Below are 21,914 nucleotides of genomic sequence, written 5' to 3'. Positions count from 1 at the left end.
GCTCCGGGGCGGCTGGTCCGGATCGCTCCAAAGCGTTGCCTTGTTCCCGGAGGGAACAAAGCGGTCTGCCGGAGATTGGGGCGCGCAGGAGGAGTTTCCAATGGACAAGGAAGAACTCATAAAGCGACGAGCCTACGAGATCTGGGAGCGCGAAGGCCATCCGCAGGGCCGAGAGCAGGAGCATTGGGACCAGGCCGTGCAGGAAATAGAGGCGGAAGGATCGGAAGCCGAGCGCGGTCCGGTAGTGCCCGATCCGACCATCGGCCGCGGGTCGGAGCCTCCAAGCTCCTGAAGCGACGTCAGACGTCATTGCCGCCAAGGAGGAAAAATGCGTCGACCGACTGTTGTTCCGTCGACGCATTGAGACGGCTTTTCGGTCAACGTCCGAGCAGCGCCCTGAGCCTGGCGAATATATTGAAACCTTCGCCCATGGCGGCGCGCACGCGAACGGCGACCCACCCGGCTTTCATGGTCGCACCGACGTGGCAATCACAGACGATGTTGTGCAACTGCCAGTTGGACAGTTCGAAAAAGCGCTTTGCCTCGCCATAGGTGTCGCCTTCCAGACCCTGCGCCCGCAGTATTGGATCTTCGAACGCGACGCTGATGGGGGATTGCACGCAGTAGGCGTTTTCACGCATGTCGGGACTCATATATTCGGTGCCCGGAAGCGCTCCGAGGCGCCGTTCAGGATGACGCTCAAGAAGACTTGCCCAGCGCTCCAGGCGTTGGTTCCGCGTCATTGTCGGGCACACCGTATCAACTTCCGCGATAGCGTGTAGTTGTTCGAGTGTATGGGACTTCATGGTCAGCTCCTGTTGGTCCAGGTTCCTCCCGCTTCAAGGTGAGTCGCGAGATCACGACAGCGCGCTCGCCGTCGCCGCGCTCCGAACTCTTTGTTGTCGCTGAAGTTCCATCATTTTGAGAATTTGAAGCCCGGTGCGGCGGCAGCTCGGCAACCCGGAGCCGTTGCGTCACCTCGGTCGGTGTTGGGTCAGCCCCTTCCAACTCCACGCTCCTGGCCCGGCCGCCTCCCGGCGCAGGAGTGTCGGTGTTCAATGCTGGAGATCGTCGGGCGGCTCCTCCAGGCTTCTGCTGGGGTGAATTTCGTTCGAGAGGGGGATATCCATCGTGCAGATCACCTCGGCATCGGTGAAGCGCAGCGAGCCAGCTCCGCCGATCTCGTAGGGCACCACCTTTTCGATCAGCTCGGATCCGAAGCCGCGTCGCGCAGGTATTGCTGCCGGACCATGCAGCTCCTCGATCCAGCGGATCTTCAGCTCCTGTCTGGCGGCCGTGCCATCCACTTTCCAGCTTACGCTGATTGATTTGTCGGCTGCCGACAGCGCGCCATATTTCATCGAGTTGGTAGCGAGTTCGTGGAACGCGAGGCCCAAGGTCTCCGCCGCCTTTCCGGACAAGGAAATATCCGGGCCATCTATGGTGAACTGATCTTCCGTCCGGCCGCCTTGGGACGCAAGCTCGTCAAGGACAAGCATGTCAAGCTGCACGGTGGCCGAGGCCGATCGCATCAGCACATTGTGCGTGCGTGCAAGCGCATTGATGCGGCCCTCGAGGTGAAAGGCATAGTCCTCGACATCGTCGCTGTTTTCAACCGACCGGCGAGCGATCGAACGGACAATGCTCAACGTGTTGCGAACGCGGTGCTGCAATTCGGCGGCAAATGCCTTCGTCGCCTGGAGGCGGTCGCGTGTGACCTGGAGTTCGGCTTCGAGCCGGGCGATATGATCGTCACGTTCGTCGATCTGTTCATCGACATGGCTGAGCCGCGTCGACGCGGAAGCATCGCCTTCTTCGGCCGACAGGCCTTGCGGACGGGAGAATGTACCCGTGACGTCTTTCTTGCGCGGTCTTTTTCCAACCACCTGTCAGTCTTTCAACCGTTCCTCGATGATGCGCGGTGCCAGGCGCATCGCCTCGTCGGCCTTTGGCTCGCGTTCACGCGCCCAGGATTGGCTTTCGTGCCGCCGCGCGCGGTTTTCAGCCGGCGAAAATGAGACCGTCGAGCCGGCAGGAGCATTAATGCCGCCGCTGTCGGCGGAAATATGGAAGGCGATCGCAGCGGCCAACTCCCCAGCGATGTCATTGAGAGTCGACCCCAGCGGATCGATCGTACCTACCGAACCGCCGATCAAATCGCGCTTGGCCATCGCCGCTACCGCTTCCGGTTACGCCGAACCGGCAGAAGCCGGCCAGGTTCCCTATGATGCTTCATTTTTGCGCTCCACTCGATGAGCCCGTGCCTGGTTATGCAAAAGGCTCCCTGACGTCCAACAGATGAAGGTAGTCAGGATTGAAAAAGGCGGCCGCCTCCAGTTTCGCCAGGTTCTTGATCGTTACGGTGCCGTTGTTGAACGAAATGAGGCCGTCGCGCCTGAGATCCTGAAGCGTACGGTTGATGTGCACGTTCGAAAGACCGAGCGTATCGCCCAGGGTCGCCTGGGTTACCGGTAGGGGATAGCTTTTGCCGGCCGTTTCACCAATTGCGTGAAGCCTGTGGAACAGCTCGCAAAAAAGGTGAGCCATCCGCTCATAAGCAGTCCGCTGGCCGATGTTGACGACCCATTCGCGGGTGATCGCCTCGTCGAGCAGCGTGGTCCACCAGAGCGCCCGCGTAAGATTGGGATAGCTGTTGGTGAAGCCGAGGATCGCGCTCTGCGGGATCGCCGCAACCTTGGAGCGGCTGAGAGCACCGATCGAGTGGTCCATGCGCCGCAGCAGGAACACGTGAAGATCGCAAAGGTCGCCCGGCACCAAATAAGCAAGGATCTGTCGTCGACCGTCCTCGAGAATTTTGTAGCGGCAGGCAAATCCTTCGAGCAGCAGGTTGACCCCGCCTGTCCTGTCACCCCTTTGGATGACGTCATCGCCGGCGGCGAATTCGGCGACCTTTGTCGTCGCGCTCTCGATGGCGTCGCATTCTTCGACGGACAGGACCGTGAAATTGGACAGCTTGCGGATAAGCGGGTGCCGCGCGGTCTTCGCTCTCAGGCCAACCGCCGGCTCGCTTCTCTCGTTCATTGCGTATCGTGTGCCGTCGCGGCAACGAACTCGACAATGCTGCCGAATTCCAGAGGCTTTTCAAATCGCCTGATCCCGCCGAGCTCTGCTGGAATGGCCGTCTGATCATAGCCGGTGGCGAAGGCGATCGGAACGCCTTTTGCCAACGATTCGCGAGCAATCTCGAATGTCTGCTCGCCGCGCAAGTTGATATCGAGAATCGCAAAGTCGCATTGACCGCTGTTCAGCAATTCGATTGCGGGCTCGGCTGTGGCGACCGGGCCGAGCACTATCGCCCCTTGTGTGACGAGAGCCTTACGCAGGTCATCGGCGAGAAAATATTCGTCTTCCACGATCAAAACGCGAATCCCGCCCAGAAAGGCTGATTTCGCCGCTTCCCCGTCCATGGTGCAAGCACTCTCCCTTTGCAGCGGCCGTCACTTGGGACACTACACCGCAACCTGCTGCACTCCCAGTTCTATTTCCACCGATGCAACCGGAGGCGAACCCCGGGCCACCGCCTGCCGTCATTTATTTTTTCGGAGTCGACAGCTTTTCGCCCGCCATTTTAACAATTGTGATGGCGGCCTTCGGCGTCCGTTAACACAGTGAGAAAACCGGGGAAAAAACGAGGAGGAGGAACCGATGCCTGTGATCGATATGACCTCGAAGGAACTGATCCGGGCTGTCGATCACTACATCAATTCCCGCAGAAATCTCGAATGGCCGATTTCCACGGCCCAGGCGGTGTCAGCCATCCGTTACAAACTGCCAGAATGCACTCTCTCTGACAAAGAACTGGCGGACATTGTTGCCAGCTCAGCAATTCAAAAGCACCGCAACATCGCATTTGACCTGCTGTCGTAGCCATGCCCATACATGTCGTCCAAAACGCCTTGGTTTTGGAACAAAGACACGCATGAAAACAAAGACATGCATGAAAACAGAATCCTGACGCACGTCGCCCGCCTCGACGCATGCCGGGGCGGGCGCTTTGGAACGTGCGGTCATTGAAGGACCTGGACGATTTTCCGGGTTTCCGGGTCGACCAGAACTGTTCTATTGTCGACCACGACGTAGCGGTATTTCACATCCGGAACTTCATGAAGTTCGACCGTATCGGGCACGGTGGATCCGATATTGAGCTCCACGCCGGGCAGCTGGACCGAGGCCAGGGGCTGCTTCTTCACATACTCCTTGATAACGGTTTCCTGTTCCGGCTGGATGACCACATCTTGCGCCGCGGCCACTCCGGCCCCCGCAAGAAACAGGATGCCGACTGCCGTTCCCAGTAGATATTTTTCCACTTCTGTCTCCATCAGATGTTGCGCAGGGCGCCAAGCCGACGACGCCACCGGCATTTCGGCAGGTGCGCCCCATGCGCCGAACTTCGCAAAATGCCGGCAGTTCCATCCGCTCCGGAATATATTAGCCTTCGGTGGAACAATCGCGGGGTGGCAAAGTTTTGCCGCGAAGGGACTGCCATCCTAGGAGACTTCTCATGAGAACCACTCTGATCACCAGCATGTTAGCGCTTACCCTCGGATGTGGGGCGGCAATCGCGCAGACCCAGCAGCAGTCGGGCGAAGCGGCCCAATCGGGTGGGGCAGACACTTGCGCAGCCGGCTCGGCCGATTGCCAGAAGGGCGGCAGCACCGAGCAGCAGACGCAAGGCAAGGCCGGCATGAAGACCGACGAGCAGGCGCAGGGCAAAGCCGGAGCGAAGACCGATGAGCAGGCGCAAGGCAAGGCGGGCGTAAAGACCGACGAGCAAGCGCAAGGCAAGGCCGGCATGAAGACCGACGAGCAGGCGCAAGGCAAAGCGGGCGTAAAGACCGACGAGCAGGCGCAGGGCAAGCCCCTCATGAAGACCGACGAGCAGGCGCAGGGCAAGGCGGGCGTAAAGACCGACCAGCAGGCGCAAGGCAAGCCCCGCATGAAGACCGACGAGCAGGCGCAGGGCAAAGCCGGCGCGACTACCGATCAGCAAGCGCAGGGCAAGGCCGGTACGACTACCGATCAGCAAGCGCAGGGCAAGGCCGGTACGACGACCGACCAGCAGGCGCAAGGCAAGGCCGGTACGACTACGGACCAGAGTTCAACCGCTTCAATCAACAATATATCCGTCGAGCAGAAGACCGAAATCACCAACGTCATCCGGGAGACGAGGGTGGAACCGGTCTCGAATCTCGACGTGGACATTTCGGTCGGCGTGAAAGTGCCGAAGCAGAAGGTGCGGCTGCATCGACTTCCGCACCGGATCGTCGAAATCGTTCCTGCCTATGAGAGCTATGAATATTTCCTCCTGGCCGATGGCAGGATTGTTATTGTCGATCCGAACTCATATGAGATCGTCGCTATCCTGAGCTAGGAGCTGAAGCCGACTAACAAAAGCCCGCTCTCCATCGAAAGCGGGCTTTTGCGGCGCCTTCGGGCGCGAAAATGTCAGTCGTGCGTCCCCTATTCACTCAGCTGCCATGTCGGGTGCCCGGCTGCCTACCGGGCCTAGCGCGTCAGCGTTCTGCACCAGTGCGCGCATGTAGCCCAATGCGAAGGCCTTGCCGGCGTGCCATGGCGCGTCGCAGGCCATCTCAGGCGTGTGATCGGGTATCATGACGCCTTGATAATTCTCGTCGCGCAGAATACGCACGATCTCGGCCATGTCGATGTCGCCGTCATCGACGAAGGTCTCGTGATATTTCGGCACTTTGCCCTGCACATTGCGGAAATGGATATAGCCGATGCGGCCACGCCGCGCGAAACGGCGCACATGGCTGTAGATCTCCTCGGTCTGCGGCATCTCCTGCAGCGAGCCGAGGCAGAGCTCCAGCCCGTTGGCGGGCGAGTCGACGATATCCATCAGCCGATCATATTTCTGCGGCCGGTTGACGAGGCGCGCCGTGCCGCGCAGCGCCTCGGCGGGTGGGTCGTCCGGATGCGCAGCCATCACGACGCCGGCCTCTTCGGCCACCGGTACGATTTCGCGCAGGAAGACGCCAAGCCGCTCCCACAATTCCTCTTGCGAGACCCTGACAGGCGCGGCACCGGCTCGGCCCGGTCGGTAGCGCATATTCCAGACCACTCCGTCGGGCAGCGGCAGGTCGGGATCGATATTGGACAAATCGAGCCCCACGGACATGGCGTTGCCGCGCGCGAATGGCCCGCGCTGCCAGCCCCACACGCCCGCGATCGAGAAGTTGTAGCCTATGCAGGGAATGCCGGCCCGGCCGGCGTCACGCACCAGCCGCTTGAGGCCTTCGAGCTGCCTCGCCCGGTCGGGGCCGCCGAGCAGTACGTCGGACCAGAAGCGCGGCGACAGATTTTCAATGCCGGCGATCTCCAGGCCATTGTCGCGTACGGTCTTCACCAGTCCGGTGAAATCCTCGTAGCTCCACAATCGATCCGTTGAACAATCGCCCCAGCCATCCGTTTCGCTGCCGGCCGACAGCGAGGGATCGCGGCCGCGAAAATAGTTGGTCAGATGCGCAACGACATGCGTTGCGCCGGCCTGTCGGGCAAAGCGGAAATTCTCCGGCGTCAGCGAATCGCGATAGAGGCCAAGTCCGATCTTCATCCGCGTCGCCCTACTTGACGCCGATGCCGGCGGTGAGGCCGCCATCGATCTTGTAGTCCGCGCCGGTGCAGAAGCCGGCTTTCGATGAACAAAGGAAAGCGATGAGTTCCGCCACTTCCTCCGGCTCGCCGATCCGGCCGAGCGGATGGGCGGCGCCGAAGCGCCTGTAGGCTTCTTCGACATCGGCGTCGCTGCCACTGTCGCCACGCGCTGCCTTCTCGAGGATTGGCGTGCGGATCGAGCCCGGGCTGACCGAATTGACCCGGATGCCGGCCGCGGCATAGTCGAGCGCCAGCGAACGCGTCAGCGTGTGGATGGCGCCCTTGGTCGTGGCATAGGCGGCGACGTTCTGCTGGCAGGCGAACCCCTGCACCGAGGCGACATTGACGATGGCACCGCCGCCTCGGCGGATCATTTCGGGAATGCCGAAATGCGCGGTCAGGTAGATCGACCCGACATTGACCGTCATTGCCCGGTTCCAGGTTTCCCAGTCGGTCGTGGTCGCCGTGCCGTAGGGGTGGACCGCCGCCGAATTGATGATGATATCGATGCCGCCGAACCTCGCGACGCCCGCTGCGACCGCGTCGCGCACCTGGTCGGAAACGGAGACATCCACCGTTTGCACCAGCGCATTCGCTCCGGCCTTGGCTAGGCTTTCCTGCATGGCGGCATTGGCCGCCCGGTCGATGCCGCAGGCGATGATCGCAGCGCCGCCTTGCGCCAGGCGGCTCGCAGTGGCGAGCGCGATGCCGGTCGTGCCGGTGATCAGCGCCACCTTGTTCTCAAAATCAGACATGATGCAAATCCTTGGAAGATGTCGGCACTGGGTTTGCTGCCGAGATACGGGCGTTTTCGAGGTCGTCGGGAACGAAGCGCAAGCCGAAATCGAGATGCCGGCTCATCAGGTAGCAGTAGGCAATGCGGTCGCGCACGCGCAGCGCCGCGATGATCTCGCCATGCGCGTGGCGTGTTTCGCTCAGCACCGGCCGGATGGATTTGCCGACGGTCATGATGTGCAGGATGACCGGCGACAGGAACTGATAGGTCTGCACCAGCATGCGGTTGCCGGCGAGTTTCATCAGCGCCAGGTGAAAATCGAAATCGCGTTGCGCGGCTTCCTGGACATCCTTGCTGGTCTCGATCAGGCCATTGACCTCGTCAAGGGCTTCAAGTTCGGCGGCACTGGCATTGAGGATGATGTGGTCGCCGACGCTCACTTCGATGATGCGGCGAAATCCTTGTATGTCGTGAAAGGACGTTTTCGATATGTCCATTTGCGCGGCGAAAAAATTCTGGATCGCGACGTTCTGGCGATCGGCGAGCACCGCGCCGACGCGCGGCTTGGGATCGATCAGCCCATAGGTGCGGATGGTGCGCAGCGCCTCTCGTATCGTGTTGCGGCTGGCGCCGAACAGTTCGCCAAGCTCCCGTTCGGTGGGCAGCACATCGCCGATGGACATGGCGCGATTGCGAATGAGGTCGAGGATCTGCCGCACGGTCTGGTCGACGGCGGAACTGCTGATCCCGGCTTCGTCCGCCGCCTCCACCCAATCCTGGCTCGCCTGTTCCACCGCAGAACTCCTTGCTATTTGTTGGACCAGACTATGGCTCGATCCGCAGGAAATCAACCGCTTGGCGATGGAAAGGTTCTGTTGACAGGCTTGTGGTCCGACAATATGGTCGCCACCAATCCTGAGGAGGCTTCATGGAACAGTGCTGGCGCTGGTATGGTCCCGATGATCCGGTGACGCTTGAACATGTCAGGCAGGCCGGCGCCACCGGCGTTGTCTCCGCGCTGCACCAGATCTATGACGGCCGCGCCTGGCCTGAGGCCGATGTGCTCGAGCGCAAGCGGATCATCGAGGCGGCCGGCCTGAAATGGTCGGTCGTCGAGAGCATTCCGGTGCACAATTCCTTCAAGATCGGCGCGCCCGAGCGCGAGCGCTATGCCGGCTACTACCGCGACAGCATCCGGGCGCTCGCCAAGGCCGGCATCGAGACGATCTGTTATAATTTCATGCCGGTGGTGGACTGGACCCGCACCGACCTGATGTATCGCCTGCCGACAACCGGCTATGCGTTGCGCTTCGATGCTATCGATTTCGCGGCCTACGATCTTTTCGTGCTGCAGCGCAAGAATGGTGCGGCAAGCTACACGCCGGCGCGTATCGCCGAGGCCGAGAAGCGGCTGAAGACGCTGACGCCGGAGCAGATCGACCGGATCGAGCGCAATCTCATCGCCGGCCTGCCGGCGACCGAACGCAGCTATAACAGGGACAGCTTTCGCGAAGCCCTGGCTGAATACGATTCGATCGGCCCGAAGGAACTGCGCGACAATCTCGCCTGGTTCCTGCGCGAGATCATTCCGGCGGCCGAAGAGGAGGGAGTGCGTATGTGCATCCATCCCGACGATCCGCCCTTCTCTCTCTATGGCCTGCCACGCGTCGTTTCGACTGCCGAGGACGCGCGCTTCATCCTCAATGCCGTCGACAGCCCGGCCAATGGGCTGACCTTCTGCACCGGCTCCTACGGCACGCGCGCCGACAACGACATCGTCGCCATGGTCAAGGAATTCGCCGCCCGCATCCACTTCGTCCATCTGCGCAACATCACCATCGAGGAGGACGGCTCCTTCTACGAAGCCGAACACCTCGAGGGCGGCACAGACATGGCGCATGTCATCCTCGCGTTGATGCAGGAAGAGAAGCGCCGTCGCGAGGAAGGCCGGGTTGACTGGCAAATCCCGATGCGTCCGGACCATGGGCATCTGCTTGCCGACGACATCGGCAAGAAAAAGATCAATCCCGGCTATTCGCTTATCGGACGGCTCAAGGGTTTGGCTGAACTGCGCGGCATCATGCGCGCCGTGGAGCGTTTCGATCTGGCTTGAACCACGCGTCGGCCAGTCGGGAGGATGTATGCGCTTTTTGCGCAAATGAAAACAAGTTGCGTATATGAAAAATAGTGCTAGTGTCGATGGCGAGCCGGTTATTGCCGGCGCCGGGAGGATTTAAGTGGCATGACGAAGCTGCGCGGATTGGCGTGGGATCATAGACGATGCTGGGGTCCGCTGGACGCCAGCATCGAGTCCTATTGCGCCGCGCATCCCGGCCTGGAGATCCAATGGGACCGCCGCAGCCTCTATGAATTCGGTGAGGGTGCGCTCGGCCCGGTGCTCGGCACTTACGATCTTGTCGTGTTCGATCATCCCTTCATCGGCGATATCGCGCAGGATGAACTGATGGTCCCGTTCGACGCTTATCTGTCGGCCGAACAGATCCATTTCTTCGAGCGTGATTCAGTCGGTGCGTCCTGGCGCTCCTACCAGAAGAACAGCCGCCAGTGGGCGCTGCCGATCGATGCCGCCTGCCAGGTTGCTTCCTATCGGCCGGATTTGCTGGAGCGCTACGGGCCGGTGCCCAGCACGCACCAGGACGTGCTGGAGCTTGGCCGGCGTGCGCGCAGGGACGGCAAATGGCTTGGTCTGCCCTTTGTGCCGACCGACGCCATGTGCCTGCTTCTGACGCTCGGCCGCCCCCAGGAAGATGGCGAGCAATTCATCGCGAAGGAAGTGGTCGAGCAGGCGATTGCACAATTGCGCGGGCTTGCGGCGCTTTCGCACCCGGACTCGTCGAAGTGGAATCCGATCCGCTGCTACGACCACATGATCGCGCATGACGACGTTGTCTACGTGCCGTTCGCCTTCGGCTATGTGAATTACGCCTCGAAACCGGATAGGCCCCATTTGCGCTTCGCCGACGTGCCCACCCCGCAAGCCGCCGGCGCCTTGCTCGGCGGTGCCGGCATCGGCGTCAGCGCCCAATCGAAGCACAAGCAGGCTGCGATCGACTACGCACTGTTCCTGTGCTCGCCCGAATACCAGCGCGGCGGCTATGTGAAATCGGGCGGACAACCGGGTTCGCTGGCGGCCTGGAAGGATGCCGGGGTCAATCGTCTTGCCGGCGATTTCTTCGGCTCGACGCTGCGAACGATCGCCTCGTCCTATCTGCGTCCGACCCATCCGGGCTTCATCGCCTTCTTCCGCGAATGCGCGCCGCATGCCGCCGCCGCCATAGCCGGTGATATGTCGGCGACCGAACTCGCGGGCCACGTCAACAACCTCTACCGCGAAACCAGGCAAGTCCAGCCGGAACGGAGCGTCGCCTGATGGCCGCCAGCGGTGCCCAGACGATCGACGAGGGCGAAAGCGGCCGCAACGGCTATCGCGTGCCGGCGGTGGAAAAGGCGCTCGACGTTCTGGAATTCATGGCCTCCAGCGCCGAAACGCTGACCCAGACCGAGATCGCGACCGGCCTCGGCCGCTCAATACACGAGATCTACCGCATCCTGCTTCTGCTGGAGAAGCGGGGTTATATCTTCCGCACCCAGTCGGACCGTTTCCGGCTGTCGCTGAAGCTGTTCGAACTGGCGCACATGCATCCGCCGGTAAACCGGCTGGTGGAATGCGCTCTGCCGGTGATGCGCGAATTGACCGCCAATGCCGACCAGAGCTGCCACCTCGTGGTACGCGAGGGCCAGAACGCACTGGTGGTTTTGCAGATCGATTCGCCGCTGCCGATGCGCTACTCGGTAGCACTTGGGTCGCATTTCCCGATCCTCGAAACAAGTTCGGGTGCCGTGCTGCTCGCCCATTCGAGCCGGGCCGAGCGCGACCGCATCGTCGAGCGCATCGTGGCCGCCGGTGAGGGGCAGGGCACGCGGGCCGAAATCGAGGCGCGGCTGAACGAGGTCGCCAGGCTCGGCTACGAGATGCGCGCTTCCTTGGCAGTTGCGGCCTGCACCAACATCTCCATGCCTGTACGCGATCACACTGGTGCCGTCATCGCCGCGCTAACCGTGCCGCTGCTGCCGCAGAAGGCGGCGCGGTTCGATCCTGAAACTGTCTTCGAACGCACCCGGGCCGCCGCCGAAAAGATATCGGCCGCACTCGGCTGGGGCGAGGCCACCACCTCCTTACGTGCCGACCCGGAACGGCGGGACTATCCGTTCAGCGACTAACAAAAGCGATAAATCTGGGAGAAGAAAATGCTCTGGTCCAAGTCAATCCTGTTTGCGTCGGCCGCCGTGCTGGCGCTCGGGGCCGCCGCGCATGCCGAGAACATGCCCAAGCGCATCGGCTACGTCACCAACTACGCCACCCATGAGTGGTATCAGAACGTCATCAAGGGCATGAAGGCCCACGGCAAGGAACTCGGTATCGAGGTCGAGGTGCAGGATGCTAATCTCGACATCGCCAAGCAGGTCGCTGCGGCCGAGGACTTCATCGCCAAGGGCGTCGACGTGCTGATCATCACGCCGGTGAACGAGGAAGGCGTGGTGCCGCTGCTGCGCCAGGCCAAGGCCGCCAATGTCCCGGTCGTGCTGGAAGGCAATCCGGTCAAGGGCATGACCACCATGGTCGCCATCTGCGACTACGACACCGGCTATTTCTCCGGCGTGGAGGCCGGCAAATACGCCAAGGAAAAGCTCGGCGGCGTTGCCAAGGTGATGAATGTCGGCCTGCCGCTGCTTTCCGCCACCGTGCTGCGCTCGCACGGCTTCATGGACGGGCTGAAGACCATCATCCCCGACGCGGTCATGGTCCACGATCTCGACGGCGGCGGCAATCCGGACCGCGCTCTCGAAGTGTCCTCCGCGGCACTGGCCAAGAACGCCGATATCAACATCATCTACGGCATCAACGATTCGTCTTCGTTGGGTGGCCTGCAGGCCTGGAAAGCGGCGGGCAAGTCGCAGGATGGCCTGTTGACGGTCGGCACGGGCGGCGAGGGACTTGCCTTCATCAACGCGATGCAGAACGAGCCTTCCTACCGCATCGAAGCCGCGATGTTCCCCGAGAAGGAAGGCTTTACCGCCATCGATGCCGCGGTGAAGCTTTTCAACAATGAGGAAGTGCCGGAGCACATCGTCAGCCCGACCGCGCCGATGAACGGCGACGACTGGAAGAAGTTCTATGACTATGACGGCACCACCCGCACCATCAAATGGGATGCCGTCAACGCGTTGCAGCCGCCGGCAAAGTGCATGAAGACCTCCGCCGACCTGAAGAAATAAGGTCGGCCGACATCGCCCTTCCCGTGTTGCGGGAAGGGCAGGCGGTCAGGACCTTTCGGTGGCCAAGACAAATGCCGGGTTCGACGCGACAGGTTCCAGAAGAACCAGGCAAACGGCCGGGAATGGACTGAAATGAGCGAGCTTACACAGGCCTCCGCGTCGAAGCGTTTCATCGGCGGCAACCTTCTGGGCAGCAGCCAGCTCGTGCTGGGCGCAATCCTGGCCGTGCTGTGTATCGCCATCTCGATGGCGGCGCCGCAATTCTATTCGGAGGCCAACATCATCGCCATCCTGCGCCAATGCGCTCTGGTGCTGATCGTCGCCTCGGGCATGACCATGCTCATCATCACCGCCGAGGTCGACCTGTCGGTCGGCGCATCGCTCGCCTTCGTCGGCTGTATCGGCATGGCGGTGCTCAACGCAACCCATAGTCTTACGCTCGGCATGCTGGCGGCGCTCGCCTTTGCCGGCGGCGTCGGCCTGTTCAATGGGCTGGTCGTCACAAGGCTCAGGGTGAATTCGCTGATCGCCACCATCGGCACGATGATGATGCTGCAGGGCGGCGTCTATCTGTTCACGCGCGAGGCGGTGCAGAACCACAACCAATTGGCAAGCTTCACCGATCTCGGCGCCGGCTATATCGGCCCCGTGCCGGTTCCCGTCATCCTGGCGGCGCTGATCTTCGTGGTTGCCTATGTGACGCTGCGCTTCACCACGCTCGGCCGCTACCTCTACGCGGTCGGCGCCAATGAAAAGGCGGTGCGCCTGTCAGGCATTCGCTCGGAACGGCTCAAGCTGCTGGCCTTCGTCGTCACCGGCCTGTGCGTCGGTGTTGCCGGCATGATCCTGTCGTCGCTGATGAATGCCGGCCAGCCTACCGCCGGCCGTGGCTTCGAGCTGACGGTGATTGCCGCCGTCATCCTCGGCGGCACCAGCCTGCTCGGCGGCCGCGGTTCGCTGTTCGGTACCTTGCTTGGCGTTCTGGTGCTGAAGGTGATCGACAACGGCATCATCATCCTCGGCTGGAACCAGGATTTGCAGATGGTGGTGCCGGGCATCGTCATCATCCTGGCAACCTATCTCGACATCATCCGGAACAGAGCCAATGTCCGTTGATTTCCTGCATCCTGGCGAAGGCGCGGCCATCGATACCGATGTGCCGGCGCTGGAACTGCGCGGCATCGGCAAGCGCTTTCCCGGCGTCGTGGCGCTCGACAATGTCGACTTCACCCTGGAGCCCGGCAAGATTCATGCGCTGATGGGAGAGAACGGCGCCGGCAAGTCGACACTGATCAAGATCATGGCCGGCGTCTACGGCAAGGACGTCGGCTCCATTCGCATGCGCGGAGGCGAGGTCGACATCAAGTCGCCGCGCGACAGCTTGAAGCAAGGCATCAAGGTCGTGTTCCAGGAGATCGCGCTGATCTCCGAATTCACCGTTGCCGAGAACATCTTCCTGGAAGGCTATCCGACCGGCAGGACGGGCTCCATCGACTGGAAGAAGATCCGCGCCGATTCAGCCGCGCTCTTCGACCGCATCGGCTTCAACGTCGATCCGGCGGCGCGCACCGGCTCGCTGCCGGTCAGTCAGCAGCAGATGGTCGAGATCGCCCGTGCGCTCGCTCATGAAGCCCGTGTGGTGGTGATGGACGAGCCGACATCCTCGCTGACGCCGAACGAGGTTTCGCTGCTGTTCACCGTCATCCGCCGGCTTGCCAGCCTCGGCATCGCGGTGGTCTATGTCAGCCACAAGCTCGACGAAGTGTTCGAGATCGCCGACACGGTGACGGTGCTGCGCGACGGGCGCCACATCTCGACCAAGCCGATCGGCGAGCACACCAACGACACGCTGATCCAGGACATGATCGGCCGGCGCATCGAAAATCTGTTTCCCCGCAAGCGTGGCGCACCGGCTAGCAAGGTAGCCCTGTCAGTGGACAAGCTCAGCACGGCGAAGAAGCTCAACGGCGTGTCCTTCGAGGCGCGCGCCGGCGAGGTGCTCGGCTTCTTCGGGCTGATGGGCGCCGGTCGCACCGAACTCGCCAAGGCGATCGTCGGTTACGATCCGATCACTTCGGGCACGATCACCGTCGACGGTCAGCGCCTCTCGCCGCACGATACGCGCACCGGCGTCAGGTTAGGCATCGGTCTGCTCACCGAGGATCGCAAGAGCGAAGGGCTGATGGGCGAGCTGCCTGTCTACCAGAACGCCAGCCTCGCCTCGCTCGGCGCCTTCGCCCGCATGGGCTTCGTCGACAAGGCCAGGGAACACAAAGCGGTGCAGGATTACGTCAACCGCTTCCGCATCAAGACGCCCAGCCTGTTCCAAGAGGTGAAGAACCTGTCTGGCGGCAACCAGCAGAAGGTGCTGATCTCGCGCTGGCTGATGCGTGGCCTCAAGGTCATCGTCGTCGACGAGCCGACCCGCGGCATCGATGTCGGCGCCAAGTCCGAGATATTCGCCCTGATCGACCGGCTCGCCGGCGAAGGCCTGGCGGTCGTCATGATGACGTCGGAAATGCCGGAGCTGCTCGGTCTTGCCGACCGGGTCGCGGTGATGTGCGAAGGCCGCCTGACCGCGATCATGCCGCGCGACGAAGCCACGCAGGAGAAGATCCTCAATGCGGCGATCGGATAAATCATGAGCGTTGTGAATACAGTCTCCGCGAAAGCCCCGCCGTCCGTGCTGGCGCGGCTCTTTGCCCGGCAGGAACTGGCGCTGCTGGTCTGCCTCGTGCTGGTGCTGGCTTTCTTCTCGGTCACCGTCGAGAATTTCTTCTCCGTGCGCAATATGACCAATGTGCTTGGCCAGGCCTCGCTCGCGCTCACCGCCGGCATTGGCTGCGCCATCGTCTTCATTTCCGGCGAGGTCGACATCTCGATCGGATCGCTGCTGGCGACCATTGCACTGCCGCTGATCATCATCATGAACGACACCAATTCGCTGCTGCTCGGCGTCGGCGGCGCGCTGCTGTTCGGGCTGATCATCGGTGTCGTCAACGGCTATCTCACCGCCTATGCCGGCATCAACTCGCTGATCGTGACGCTGGGCACGATGTTCATCATGCGCGGCGGCGTCTATCTCTACACTGGTCAGCGCGCGATCCCTGACGATGCCAGCCTCGACAGCTTCATCGCGCTGTCGGATGGCCGCCTGTTCAATGTCATCCCCTATTCGGCCGTCATCGCCATCGTCCTGCTCGCAGCCTTCGCCTACATGATGCAGCACCGGCCGTTCGGACGGCAAATCTATGCCGTCGGCGGCAATCAGGAAGTGGCCCGCCTTGCAGGCTACGACGTGCGGCGGGTCAAGTTCATCTGCTTCATCATCAGCGCGCTACTGGCGACGGTCGCCGGCATCATCCTGGCCGCGCGGGTCGGCTCGGCGCAGCATACGGCGGGGTTGAATTTCGAATTCCAGGTGGTTGCCGCCACCGTGCTCGGCGGGGTCAGCCTTGCCGGCGGCATCGGCAGCCTGACCGGCATGGCGCTCGGTGTGCTGATCCTGCAATTCCTGTCCAACGGGCTGCGCGGGCTTGGCCTGCCGACCGAATGGCAGCTGGTCATCACCGGCATGATCATCATTGCCGCGGTCGCCCTCGATGAGGCGAAACGCCGGCGTGCGAATGGAGGCTGAAGATGGCTCGTCTTGAAGCAAAAATCGCCGTCATCACGGGTGCGGCCGACGGTATCGGCCACGCGATCGCGCAAGCGATGGCGCGCGAAGGGGCGCATGTCTTTCTGGGCGACATCGCCGACAGCGCGGGCGAGGATTTCGCGGCCGCGCTTCGCGCTGCCGGCCACCGCGCCGACTATGTGCATTGCGACGTCTCGCAGGAGGCCGACATTTCAGGCCTCATCGACAGCGCCGTCAAAAAGACGGGACGCCTCGACATACTGGTCAACAACGCGGCCATCGCCATTGGCGGCATGCCGGTGCACGAGATGACCGACGAGCAGTGGCACCGGCTGATAGCGGTCAACCTGACCAGCGTGTTTCGCGGCTGCAAATACGCGCTGCCGCACATGATCGCGCAGAAATCGGGCTCGATCATCAACATGGCCTCCGCGCAGGGTCACATCGGGCTTGATGGCTGGACCGCCTATGCCGGCGCCAAGGGCGCGGTCATGGCGATGACACGCCAGATGGCGGTTGAATTCGGGCCGCTGAACATCCGCGTCAATTCGATCTCGCCGGGCACCATCAACACGCCGATGAACGAGAAACTCATCAAGGAGATCGGCGGCAATCTCGCCAAGGCCTGGGTCAAGATGCATCCGCTCGGCCGTATCGGCGAGCCTTCGGAAGTGGCCGAGGCCGCCGTCTATCTTGCCTCCGATGCCGCCGGCTTCACCACCGGCACCGACCTGCGCGTCGATGGCGGGTTGACGGCGGCACCGCGCTACGTTCCCGAACTGCTTTGAAAATTTTGAAACGAGACATGACATGAACAAGGCCCTCGAAGGCGTCCGCATCCTCGATTTCAGCCATCTGCTGCAGGGGCCGTTCGCTACCCAGCTGCTCGGCGACATGGGCGCCGATGTCGTCAAGATCGAGCGCGCCGGCGCCGGCGACATGTTCCGTGGCATGACCTTTTTCGCCAAATGGGTCGGCGGTTCGGAGAGCCCGAACTTCCTCGCCTGGAACCGCAACAAGCGTTCGATCGCGCTCAACCTGAAGAGCCGCAAGGTGCATGCTATCATCATGGAGATGGCGAAAAGCGCCGACGTGGTGGTGCAGAATTTCCGCCCCGGCGTGCTGGCCAAGCTCGGCTACGGCTATGAGGATTTCAAGGCCATCAATCCGCGCATCATCTATTGCTCAGGTTCGGGCTACGGCGAGGAAGGACCCTATGTCGAGCGCCCCGGCCAGGACATGCTGATCCAGGGGCTCGCAGGGCTGATCGCCAACACCGGCCGCGGCGACCAGGCCCCGGTTCCCGCCGGCGCCGGCCTCGCCGACCAGATCGGCGCCATGAACATGGTCTACGGCATCCTGTCGGCGCTCTATTATCGCGAGAAGACCGGCAAGGGCCAGAAGATCGAGGTCAACCTGCTGGCAGGCCTCTTGGCGCATCTCAACCAGGAATATGTCGCGGTGCTCAACCTCGGTGAGGACTTCGTGCGGCCGAATTCCGGGATCGGCCATCCCGGCATGCAGGCGCCGTTCGGCATCTACGAGACCAGCGACGGCGGCTACGTGTCGATCGCCATGAGCCCATTCAAAACCCTGTATGGGGTGCTGGAGGCCCCGCAGCTTGCCGTCTACGACGACCTCAAGACTTTGTTCGACAAGCGCGATGAAGTCTTTGAGAAGGTGAATGCCGAGACCAGGAAATTCGCCACGCAGGATTTGTTGGCGCGGCTGCTGGCGGCCGACATCTGGTGCGCCGAGGTGAAGGATATCCGCCGCGCCGCTGAGGACCCGCAGGTCAAGCACATGGGCATGATCACCAGCTATGACCATCCGCGCGGCGGTACGGTGCGGGTGGTCGCCCCGGCGGTGAAAATGAGCGAGACGCCCGCGACCATAGAACGGCCGGCGCCGCTGGTCGGCCAGCACGGCCGCGAGATCCTGGCCGAGTTCGGCCTCTCCAGGGACGAGATCGCCGCATTGGAGGCGTCCGGTGACATGACCGTGGACGCCGCCTGACGATGCGCGCCTGCCAGACACTCACGGTCGAAACCGCGGGCCGCGTCGCGATCGTCACCTTCCGCCGCGCCGATCAGCTCAACGCCATGAACCGGCTGATGCAAGGCGAGATCACCGAAACCTTCGAGTCGCTATCCGGCGATGCAAGCATCGGGGCGATCGTGGTGACAGGGGAAGGGCGCGGCTTCATGGCCGGCGCCGACATCAAGGAATACGCCGCCCAGACCGGACCGGAATTCGATATTTTCCAGGCTGCCGGCATGCGCATGTACGCGGCCATCGAGAACAACCGCAAACCGGTGATCGCGGCGGTCAACGGCTTCGCGCTGGGCGGCGGCATGGAGCTGGTGCTGTGCTGCGACCTCGTGATCGCCAACCAATTCGCCAAGCTCGGCCTGCCGGAGATCAAGCTCGGGCTGGTCCCCGGCGGCGGCGGCACGCAACGCAGCGTCGCCAAGCTCGGCCGCAACCGCGCCAATTTCCTGCTGATGACCGGCGCCATCGTCCCGGCCTCGCAATTCGTCGCTGCCGGTCTGGTCAACGAGATCGTCGAGGTCGACCGGCTGATGCCGCGCGCGCTGGAACTGGCCGAAATGATCGCCGCCGAGCCCGCTGCCGCAATCGAGGGACTGAAGACTCTGACGGCGCATGCCGTGTCCGGTGATCTGGCCGATGGGCTCACCATGGAACGCGACATATTGGGTGAGCTCTATCGCAGCGAGATCGGCCAGCAGCGCGTCAGGGAGTTTGCCGAGCGGAGCACGACAAAGGCAAAGAAGGGCGGGCCGTGAACGCGGGCGATGACTATCGCGGATTGGGCTGGGCGCATGGCGCGCTGACTGTCCAGCGGCTTGGCGCGATGCTGGCGCCGGTTACGTTCATTCTTGAGGACGGTCGGCAGATCTCGCCGATGCACATTGCGCCGTGGTCGAACGAACCGCAGGCACAAGCGCTGCCAGGCATCCTGCGCAAGCTTCGCGGCGAATGGCCCTGCGTGCCGTTCGGCTATTCGGTGCCTGCCGAGGGATGGCCCGAGGACTGGGCGCGGGCGATGGGTCCGCCGGAACCAGGCGAAGAAGTCCATGGCCATAGCTCCAATCATGAGTGGACATGGCGTCCCAGTAGTCGCGGATCATTGTCGCTGACGCTTACCTATCCCGAGGGAAGTCCGGTCGAGCATGTTGAACGGACCGTGCGGCCCGACCCGTTGGCGCCCGCCATCGACATCGTGTTGAAGATCGTCGTTCGCCGTGTCTGCCGCCTGCCGATCGGCCTGCATCCGGTGTTCCGGCTGCCGTTCGAGACGGGCGCAGCCACGTTGCAATTCGGTGGCTTCGACGAGGGCCGCACCTATCCGCACGATGTCGAACCAGGTGCTGCGCTATTTGCCCGGAACAAGACGTTCCTTGAACTGACAGCCGTGCCGTCGCGCACAGGCAAAGCGGTCGATGCCTCGCGGCTTCCCTTGGCTGCCGCAACGGAGGAGCTGCTGCAGATCGAGGGCACTGACGGTTTGGCGGCGCTCCTCAATCACGAGGACGGCTATCGGGTGGACCTCTCCTGGCAGAAGGAGCATTTCCCAAGCCTTCTGCTCTGGTACTCCAATCGCGGCCGCAAGGCCGCGCCCTGGAGTGGCCGTCATGTCGCCATCGGCATCGAGCCGATCTGCTCGCCCTTCGGGCTCGGCCCGGCGATGGCGTTGGCCGACAATCCGATCGCACAATCCGGCATTGCGACCGCACTCGAATTCTCGCCGGAAAAGCCGTTCGTCACCCGCTATCGCATCGAGGCATCCGCGCTGTGACGAACCGTACCGCAATGTCTCTGGTCAAGCCGAACCGGCCGCGCTTCACGGATGTCGAGGGACTGGCAGCGATGGTCGGCCGTGGCGAATCGGTTGGCGTCGGCGGCCATCATTTCGCCCGGCTGCCGATCGCATTGCTGCGGGCGATAGCCCGGTCGGGCGTCAAGGATCTGCGTTACATCTGCTGGGCCGGCGGCTTACCGCTCGAACTGCTGCTCGAAGCGCATGCCGTGGCTGAAATCGATCTCTGTTTCTCCAGCCTCGACATTTTCGGCCTGCCGCCAAAATTTCGCGCAGCCGCCGAGAGCGGCGCGATACCGGTTCGCGATTGGACGGCGCTGGCCATGATCCAGGCGCTGCGGGCGGCGCAACAGAACTTGCCCTCGATGTCGTTCCAGCTTCCGCAGGGATCGGACATGCTAGCGCGCGTGCCGGGTGCGAGCGCCAGACCTGATCCGATTGCCGGAGCCGAAAACGGATTCATTCCGCCGCTGCGGCTCGACACATTCGTCGTCCATGCCCAGCGCGCGGATGAAAGCGGCAATGTGCAGATCATCGGGCCCCGCGCGCTGGACTTCGCCATGGCGGGTGCGGCGCGCCAGGTGCTGGTCACGGTCGAGGAAATCGTTCCGGTCGGGACGCTGCGCCAGGACGGCCGCCAGAGCGTGCTGACCCGCAATCAGGTTTCGGCCATTGCCCTGGCGCCGGGCGGCGCTTATCCGGCCTCCTGCCTGCCGTTTTACGTCACCGATTATCAGCGATTGTGGGAGGCGTTCGCCGACCGGGAAACGTCCTTGGCGGACAATCTGCGACCGCCTTCCGAGGGCGTGCCGAAGCCGTTGCAAAGCGCCGCGAAGGTACGCGCTGCGGCAGTGCTCGCCATGCCCGCGCTAGCGCACGCCGAAAAGAAAGCGTCCGTCGACGAGATCATCGCCGCCCGCATCGCTGCCGAACTTGACAATGAGAGCTTCGCCAGCGCGGGTGCAGTCTCGCCGCTGGCCAATGTCGCATACCGCCTGGCCAAGGCGACGCACGCGCCGGACATGATCATCGCGACGATGAGCTGCGGCCATCTCGACATCGCGCCGAGCCCGATGGTCCTGTCGCTGATCGAAAGCCTTGATTGCGAAACGGCGGTGGCGCATGCCGGCGGCGACGACACCTACTCGACCTACTACCAGGCCGGCGCGGTGACGCACGAGATCGTCGGCGCGGCACAGGTCGACCGGCGCGGCCGCGTCAACACGATCGCACTGCGCAAACCAAGCGGCGGCCTCATCCGGTTGCCGGGGCAAGGCGGCATGGCCGATGTTGCCAACATGCACCGCGATTACCTGCTCTACATCCCCCGCCACTCGATCCAGTCGCTGGTAAATGAGGTCGAAATCGTCAGCTCGGCTCGCGGGCTGCTGACTCCGGCCGAGCGCGCGCCGATGGGCTATCGCACCGGCAGAGCGCTGGTCTTCACTGATCTCTGTGTCTTCCGGCTCGATCAGACTTCGAGGGAATTGATCGTTGTCGAAACCATGCCGAGCGTCACGCAGCAGCAGATCCGTGACGCCACCGGATTTGCGGTGTCGTTCGATCCCGACTGCCGCGAGGTTCCACTGCCTTCCGACGACACGCTCGCCACCTTGCGAACCCGCATCGACCCGCTCGGTCTGCGCCGTCTGGAGTTCGTCAGCGCCAAGGAGCGCGGCGCGCTGATCGCCGAGATTCTTGAAGCCGACCGCGCGATGGTCGAACGCTGCATCGCCGCGCAGACGGCGCTTGTCGAAAGCTGAGAC

At 62.7% G+C, this 21,914-nt stretch carries 24 protein-coding genes; 15 read left to right on the top strand and 9 right to left on the bottom strand.

The window, feature by feature from the left end:
- Nucleotides 1-100: 100 nt before the first annotated feature.
- Nucleotides 101-292: a DUF2934 domain-containing protein gene (locus LB532_RS26745; protein ID WP_140638386.1), complete on the top strand. Its 192-nt coding sequence runs from the start codon at nucleotides 101-103 to the stop codon at nucleotides 290-292.
- Nucleotides 293-377: 85 nt separating this feature from the next.
- On the opposite strand, the gene LB532_RS26740 is transcribed toward LB532_RS26745, so the two are convergent.
- The 5 genes from LB532_RS26740 to LB532_RS26720 form a co-directional block, all read right to left on the bottom strand.
- Complete coding sequence (locus tag LB532_RS26740; RefSeq protein ID WP_140515225.1) at nucleotides 378-806, bottom strand: hypothetical protein; 429 nt, start codon at nucleotides 804-806, stop codon at nucleotides 378-380.
- A 249-nt stretch (nucleotides 807-1,055) separates the two neighbouring features.
- A complete protein-coding gene (locus LB532_RS26735; RefSeq protein ID WP_140638387.1) occupies nucleotides 1,056-1,886 on the bottom strand; it encodes a sensor histidine kinase in 831 nt (276 codons plus the stop codon).
- Between the two features lie 3 nt (nucleotides 1,887-1,889).
- A complete protein-coding gene (locus LB532_RS26730) occupies nucleotides 1,890-2,171 on the bottom strand; it encodes a hypothetical protein (RefSeq protein ID WP_140638388.1) in 282 nt (93 codons plus the stop codon).
- Between the two features lie 97 nt (nucleotides 2,172-2,268).
- Complete coding sequence (locus LB532_RS26725) at nucleotides 2,269-3,042, bottom strand: Crp/Fnr family transcriptional regulator (RefSeq protein WP_140497473.1); 774 nt, start codon at nucleotides 3,040-3,042, stop codon at nucleotides 2,269-2,271.
- Nucleotides 3,039-3,428, bottom strand: a complete 390-nt coding sequence (locus tag LB532_RS26720) for a response regulator (protein ID WP_140638389.1) — start codon at nucleotides 3,426-3,428, stop codon at nucleotides 3,039-3,041. Before LB532_RS26720 ends, LB532_RS26725 begins: the two co-directional genes overlap by 4 nt.
- Nucleotides 3,429-3,666: 238 nt before the next feature.
- Between LB532_RS26720 and LB532_RS26715 the strand changes: the two genes are divergently transcribed.
- Entirely contained in the window at nucleotides 3,667-3,888 is a 222-nt protein-coding gene (locus LB532_RS26715) for a hypothetical protein (protein ID WP_140638390.1), read from the top strand.
- Between the two features lie 140 nt (nucleotides 3,889-4,028).
- Here LB532_RS26715 and LB532_RS26710 read toward each other — a convergent pair whose 3' ends face one another.
- Entirely contained in the window at nucleotides 4,029-4,340 is a 312-nt protein-coding gene (locus tag LB532_RS26710; protein ID WP_181169287.1) for a DUF1236 domain-containing protein, read from the bottom strand.
- Nucleotides 4,341-4,522: 182 nt separating this feature from the next.
- Between LB532_RS26710 and LB532_RS26705 the strand changes: the two genes are divergently transcribed.
- Nucleotides 4,523-5,392, top strand: coding sequence for a DUF1236 domain-containing protein (locus tag LB532_RS26705; protein WP_224557463.1), 870 nt, complete (start codon nucleotides 4,523-4,525; stop codon nucleotides 5,390-5,392).
- A 93-nt stretch (nucleotides 5,393-5,485) separates the two neighbouring features.
- On the opposite strand, the gene LB532_RS26700 is transcribed toward LB532_RS26705, so the two are convergent.
- The 3 genes from LB532_RS26700 to LB532_RS26690 are packed head-to-tail and all read right to left on the bottom strand — an operon-like array spanning nucleotide 5,486 to nucleotide 8,166.
- Nucleotides 5,486-6,595 carry a mannonate dehydratase gene (locus LB532_RS26700; protein ID WP_140638393.1) on the bottom strand — a complete coding sequence of 370 codons (1,110 nt, stop codon included), beginning with the start codon at nucleotides 6,593-6,595 and terminating at the stop codon, nucleotides 5,486-5,488.
- Nucleotides 6,596-6,605: 10 nt separating this feature from the next.
- The gene (locus tag LB532_RS26695) at nucleotides 6,606-7,391 is read right to left on the bottom strand and encodes an SDR family NAD(P)-dependent oxidoreductase (protein ID WP_140638394.1); all 786 of its coding nucleotides are present in this window, start codon (nucleotides 7,389-7,391) and stop codon (nucleotides 6,606-6,608) included.
- The gene (locus LB532_RS26690) at nucleotides 7,384-8,166 is read right to left on the bottom strand and encodes a FadR/GntR family transcriptional regulator (protein ID WP_140638395.1); all 783 of its coding nucleotides are present in this window, start codon (nucleotides 8,164-8,166) and stop codon (nucleotides 7,384-7,386) included. Before LB532_RS26690 ends, LB532_RS26695 begins: the two co-directional genes overlap by 8 nt.
- 134 nt (nucleotides 8,167-8,300) lie before the next feature.
- Here LB532_RS26690 and uxuA point away from each other — a divergent pair, with 134 nt between their 5' ends.
- From uxuA to LB532_RS26630, 12 genes are all read left to right on the top strand, one after another.
- A complete protein-coding gene (gene uxuA / locus LB532_RS26685) occupies nucleotides 8,301-9,485 on the top strand; it encodes a mannonate dehydratase (RefSeq protein WP_140638396.1) in 1,185 nt (394 codons plus the stop codon).
- 129 nt (nucleotides 9,486-9,614) lie between these two features.
- Nucleotides 9,615-10,763: an ABC transporter substrate-binding protein gene (locus tag LB532_RS26680; RefSeq protein WP_140638397.1), complete on the top strand. Its 1,149-nt coding sequence runs from the start codon at nucleotides 9,615-9,617 to the stop codon at nucleotides 10,761-10,763.
- On the top strand, nucleotides 10,763-11,614 hold the full coding sequence (locus LB532_RS26675) for an IclR family transcriptional regulator (protein ID WP_140638398.1): 852 nt from the start codon (nucleotides 10,763-10,765) through the stop codon (nucleotides 11,612-11,614). Before LB532_RS26680 ends, LB532_RS26675 begins: the two co-directional genes overlap by 1 nt.
- 27 nt (nucleotides 11,615-11,641) lie before the next feature.
- On the top strand, nucleotides 11,642-12,670 hold the full coding sequence (locus tag LB532_RS26670) for a sugar ABC transporter substrate-binding protein (RefSeq protein WP_140638399.1): 1,029 nt from the start codon (nucleotides 11,642-11,644) through the stop codon (nucleotides 12,668-12,670).
- A 132-nt stretch (nucleotides 12,671-12,802) separates the two neighbouring features.
- A complete protein-coding gene (locus LB532_RS26665) occupies nucleotides 12,803-13,786 on the top strand; it encodes an ABC transporter permease (protein WP_140638400.1) in 984 nt (327 codons plus the stop codon).
- On the top strand, nucleotides 13,776-15,308 hold the full coding sequence (locus LB532_RS26660; RefSeq protein ID WP_140638401.1) for a sugar ABC transporter ATP-binding protein: 1,533 nt from the start codon (nucleotides 13,776-13,778) through the stop codon (nucleotides 15,306-15,308). The genes LB532_RS26665 and LB532_RS26660 overlap by 11 nt, the downstream gene beginning before the upstream one ends.
- A gap of 3 nt (nucleotides 15,309-15,311) precedes the next feature.
- Nucleotides 15,312-16,307: an ABC transporter permease gene (locus LB532_RS26655; protein ID WP_140638402.1), complete on the top strand. Its 996-nt coding sequence runs from the start codon at nucleotides 15,312-15,314 to the stop codon at nucleotides 16,305-16,307.
- 2 nt (nucleotides 16,308-16,309) lie between these two features.
- Nucleotides 16,310-17,095: an SDR family NAD(P)-dependent oxidoreductase gene (locus LB532_RS26650; RefSeq protein ID WP_140638403.1), complete on the top strand. Its 786-nt coding sequence runs from the start codon at nucleotides 16,310-16,312 to the stop codon at nucleotides 17,093-17,095.
- 22 nt (nucleotides 17,096-17,117) lie between these two features.
- Nucleotides 17,118-18,323, top strand: a complete 1,206-nt coding sequence (locus tag LB532_RS26645) for a CaiB/BaiF CoA transferase family protein (protein ID WP_140638404.1) — start codon at nucleotides 17,118-17,120, stop codon at nucleotides 18,321-18,323.
- Nucleotides 18,324-18,325: 2 nt separating this feature from the next.
- Nucleotides 18,326-19,114, top strand: a complete 789-nt coding sequence (locus tag LB532_RS26640) for an enoyl-CoA hydratase/isomerase family protein (protein WP_140638405.1) — start codon at nucleotides 18,326-18,328, stop codon at nucleotides 19,112-19,114.
- Entirely contained in the window at nucleotides 19,111-20,127 is a 1,017-nt protein-coding gene (locus LB532_RS26635) for a hypothetical protein (RefSeq protein WP_140638406.1), read from the top strand. Before LB532_RS26640 ends, LB532_RS26635 begins: the two co-directional genes overlap by 4 nt.
- 14 nt (nucleotides 20,128-20,141) lie before the next feature.
- On the top strand, nucleotides 20,142-21,911 hold the full coding sequence (locus tag LB532_RS26630) for a CoA-transferase (protein ID WP_140638407.1): 1,770 nt from the start codon (nucleotides 20,142-20,144) through the stop codon (nucleotides 21,909-21,911).
- The last annotated feature ends 3 nt before the right edge of the window (nucleotides 21,912-21,914 follow it).

It is taken from the genome of Mesorhizobium sp. ESP-6-2 (assembly GCF_020164675.1).
In the GTDB taxonomy this organism is placed as follows: Bacteria; Pseudomonadota; Alphaproteobacteria; order Rhizobiales; family Rhizobiaceae; genus Mesorhizobium.
The sequence above is the reverse complement of the archived record's forward strand: the minus strand, read 5'-3'. Positions and strand labels throughout refer to the sequence as shown.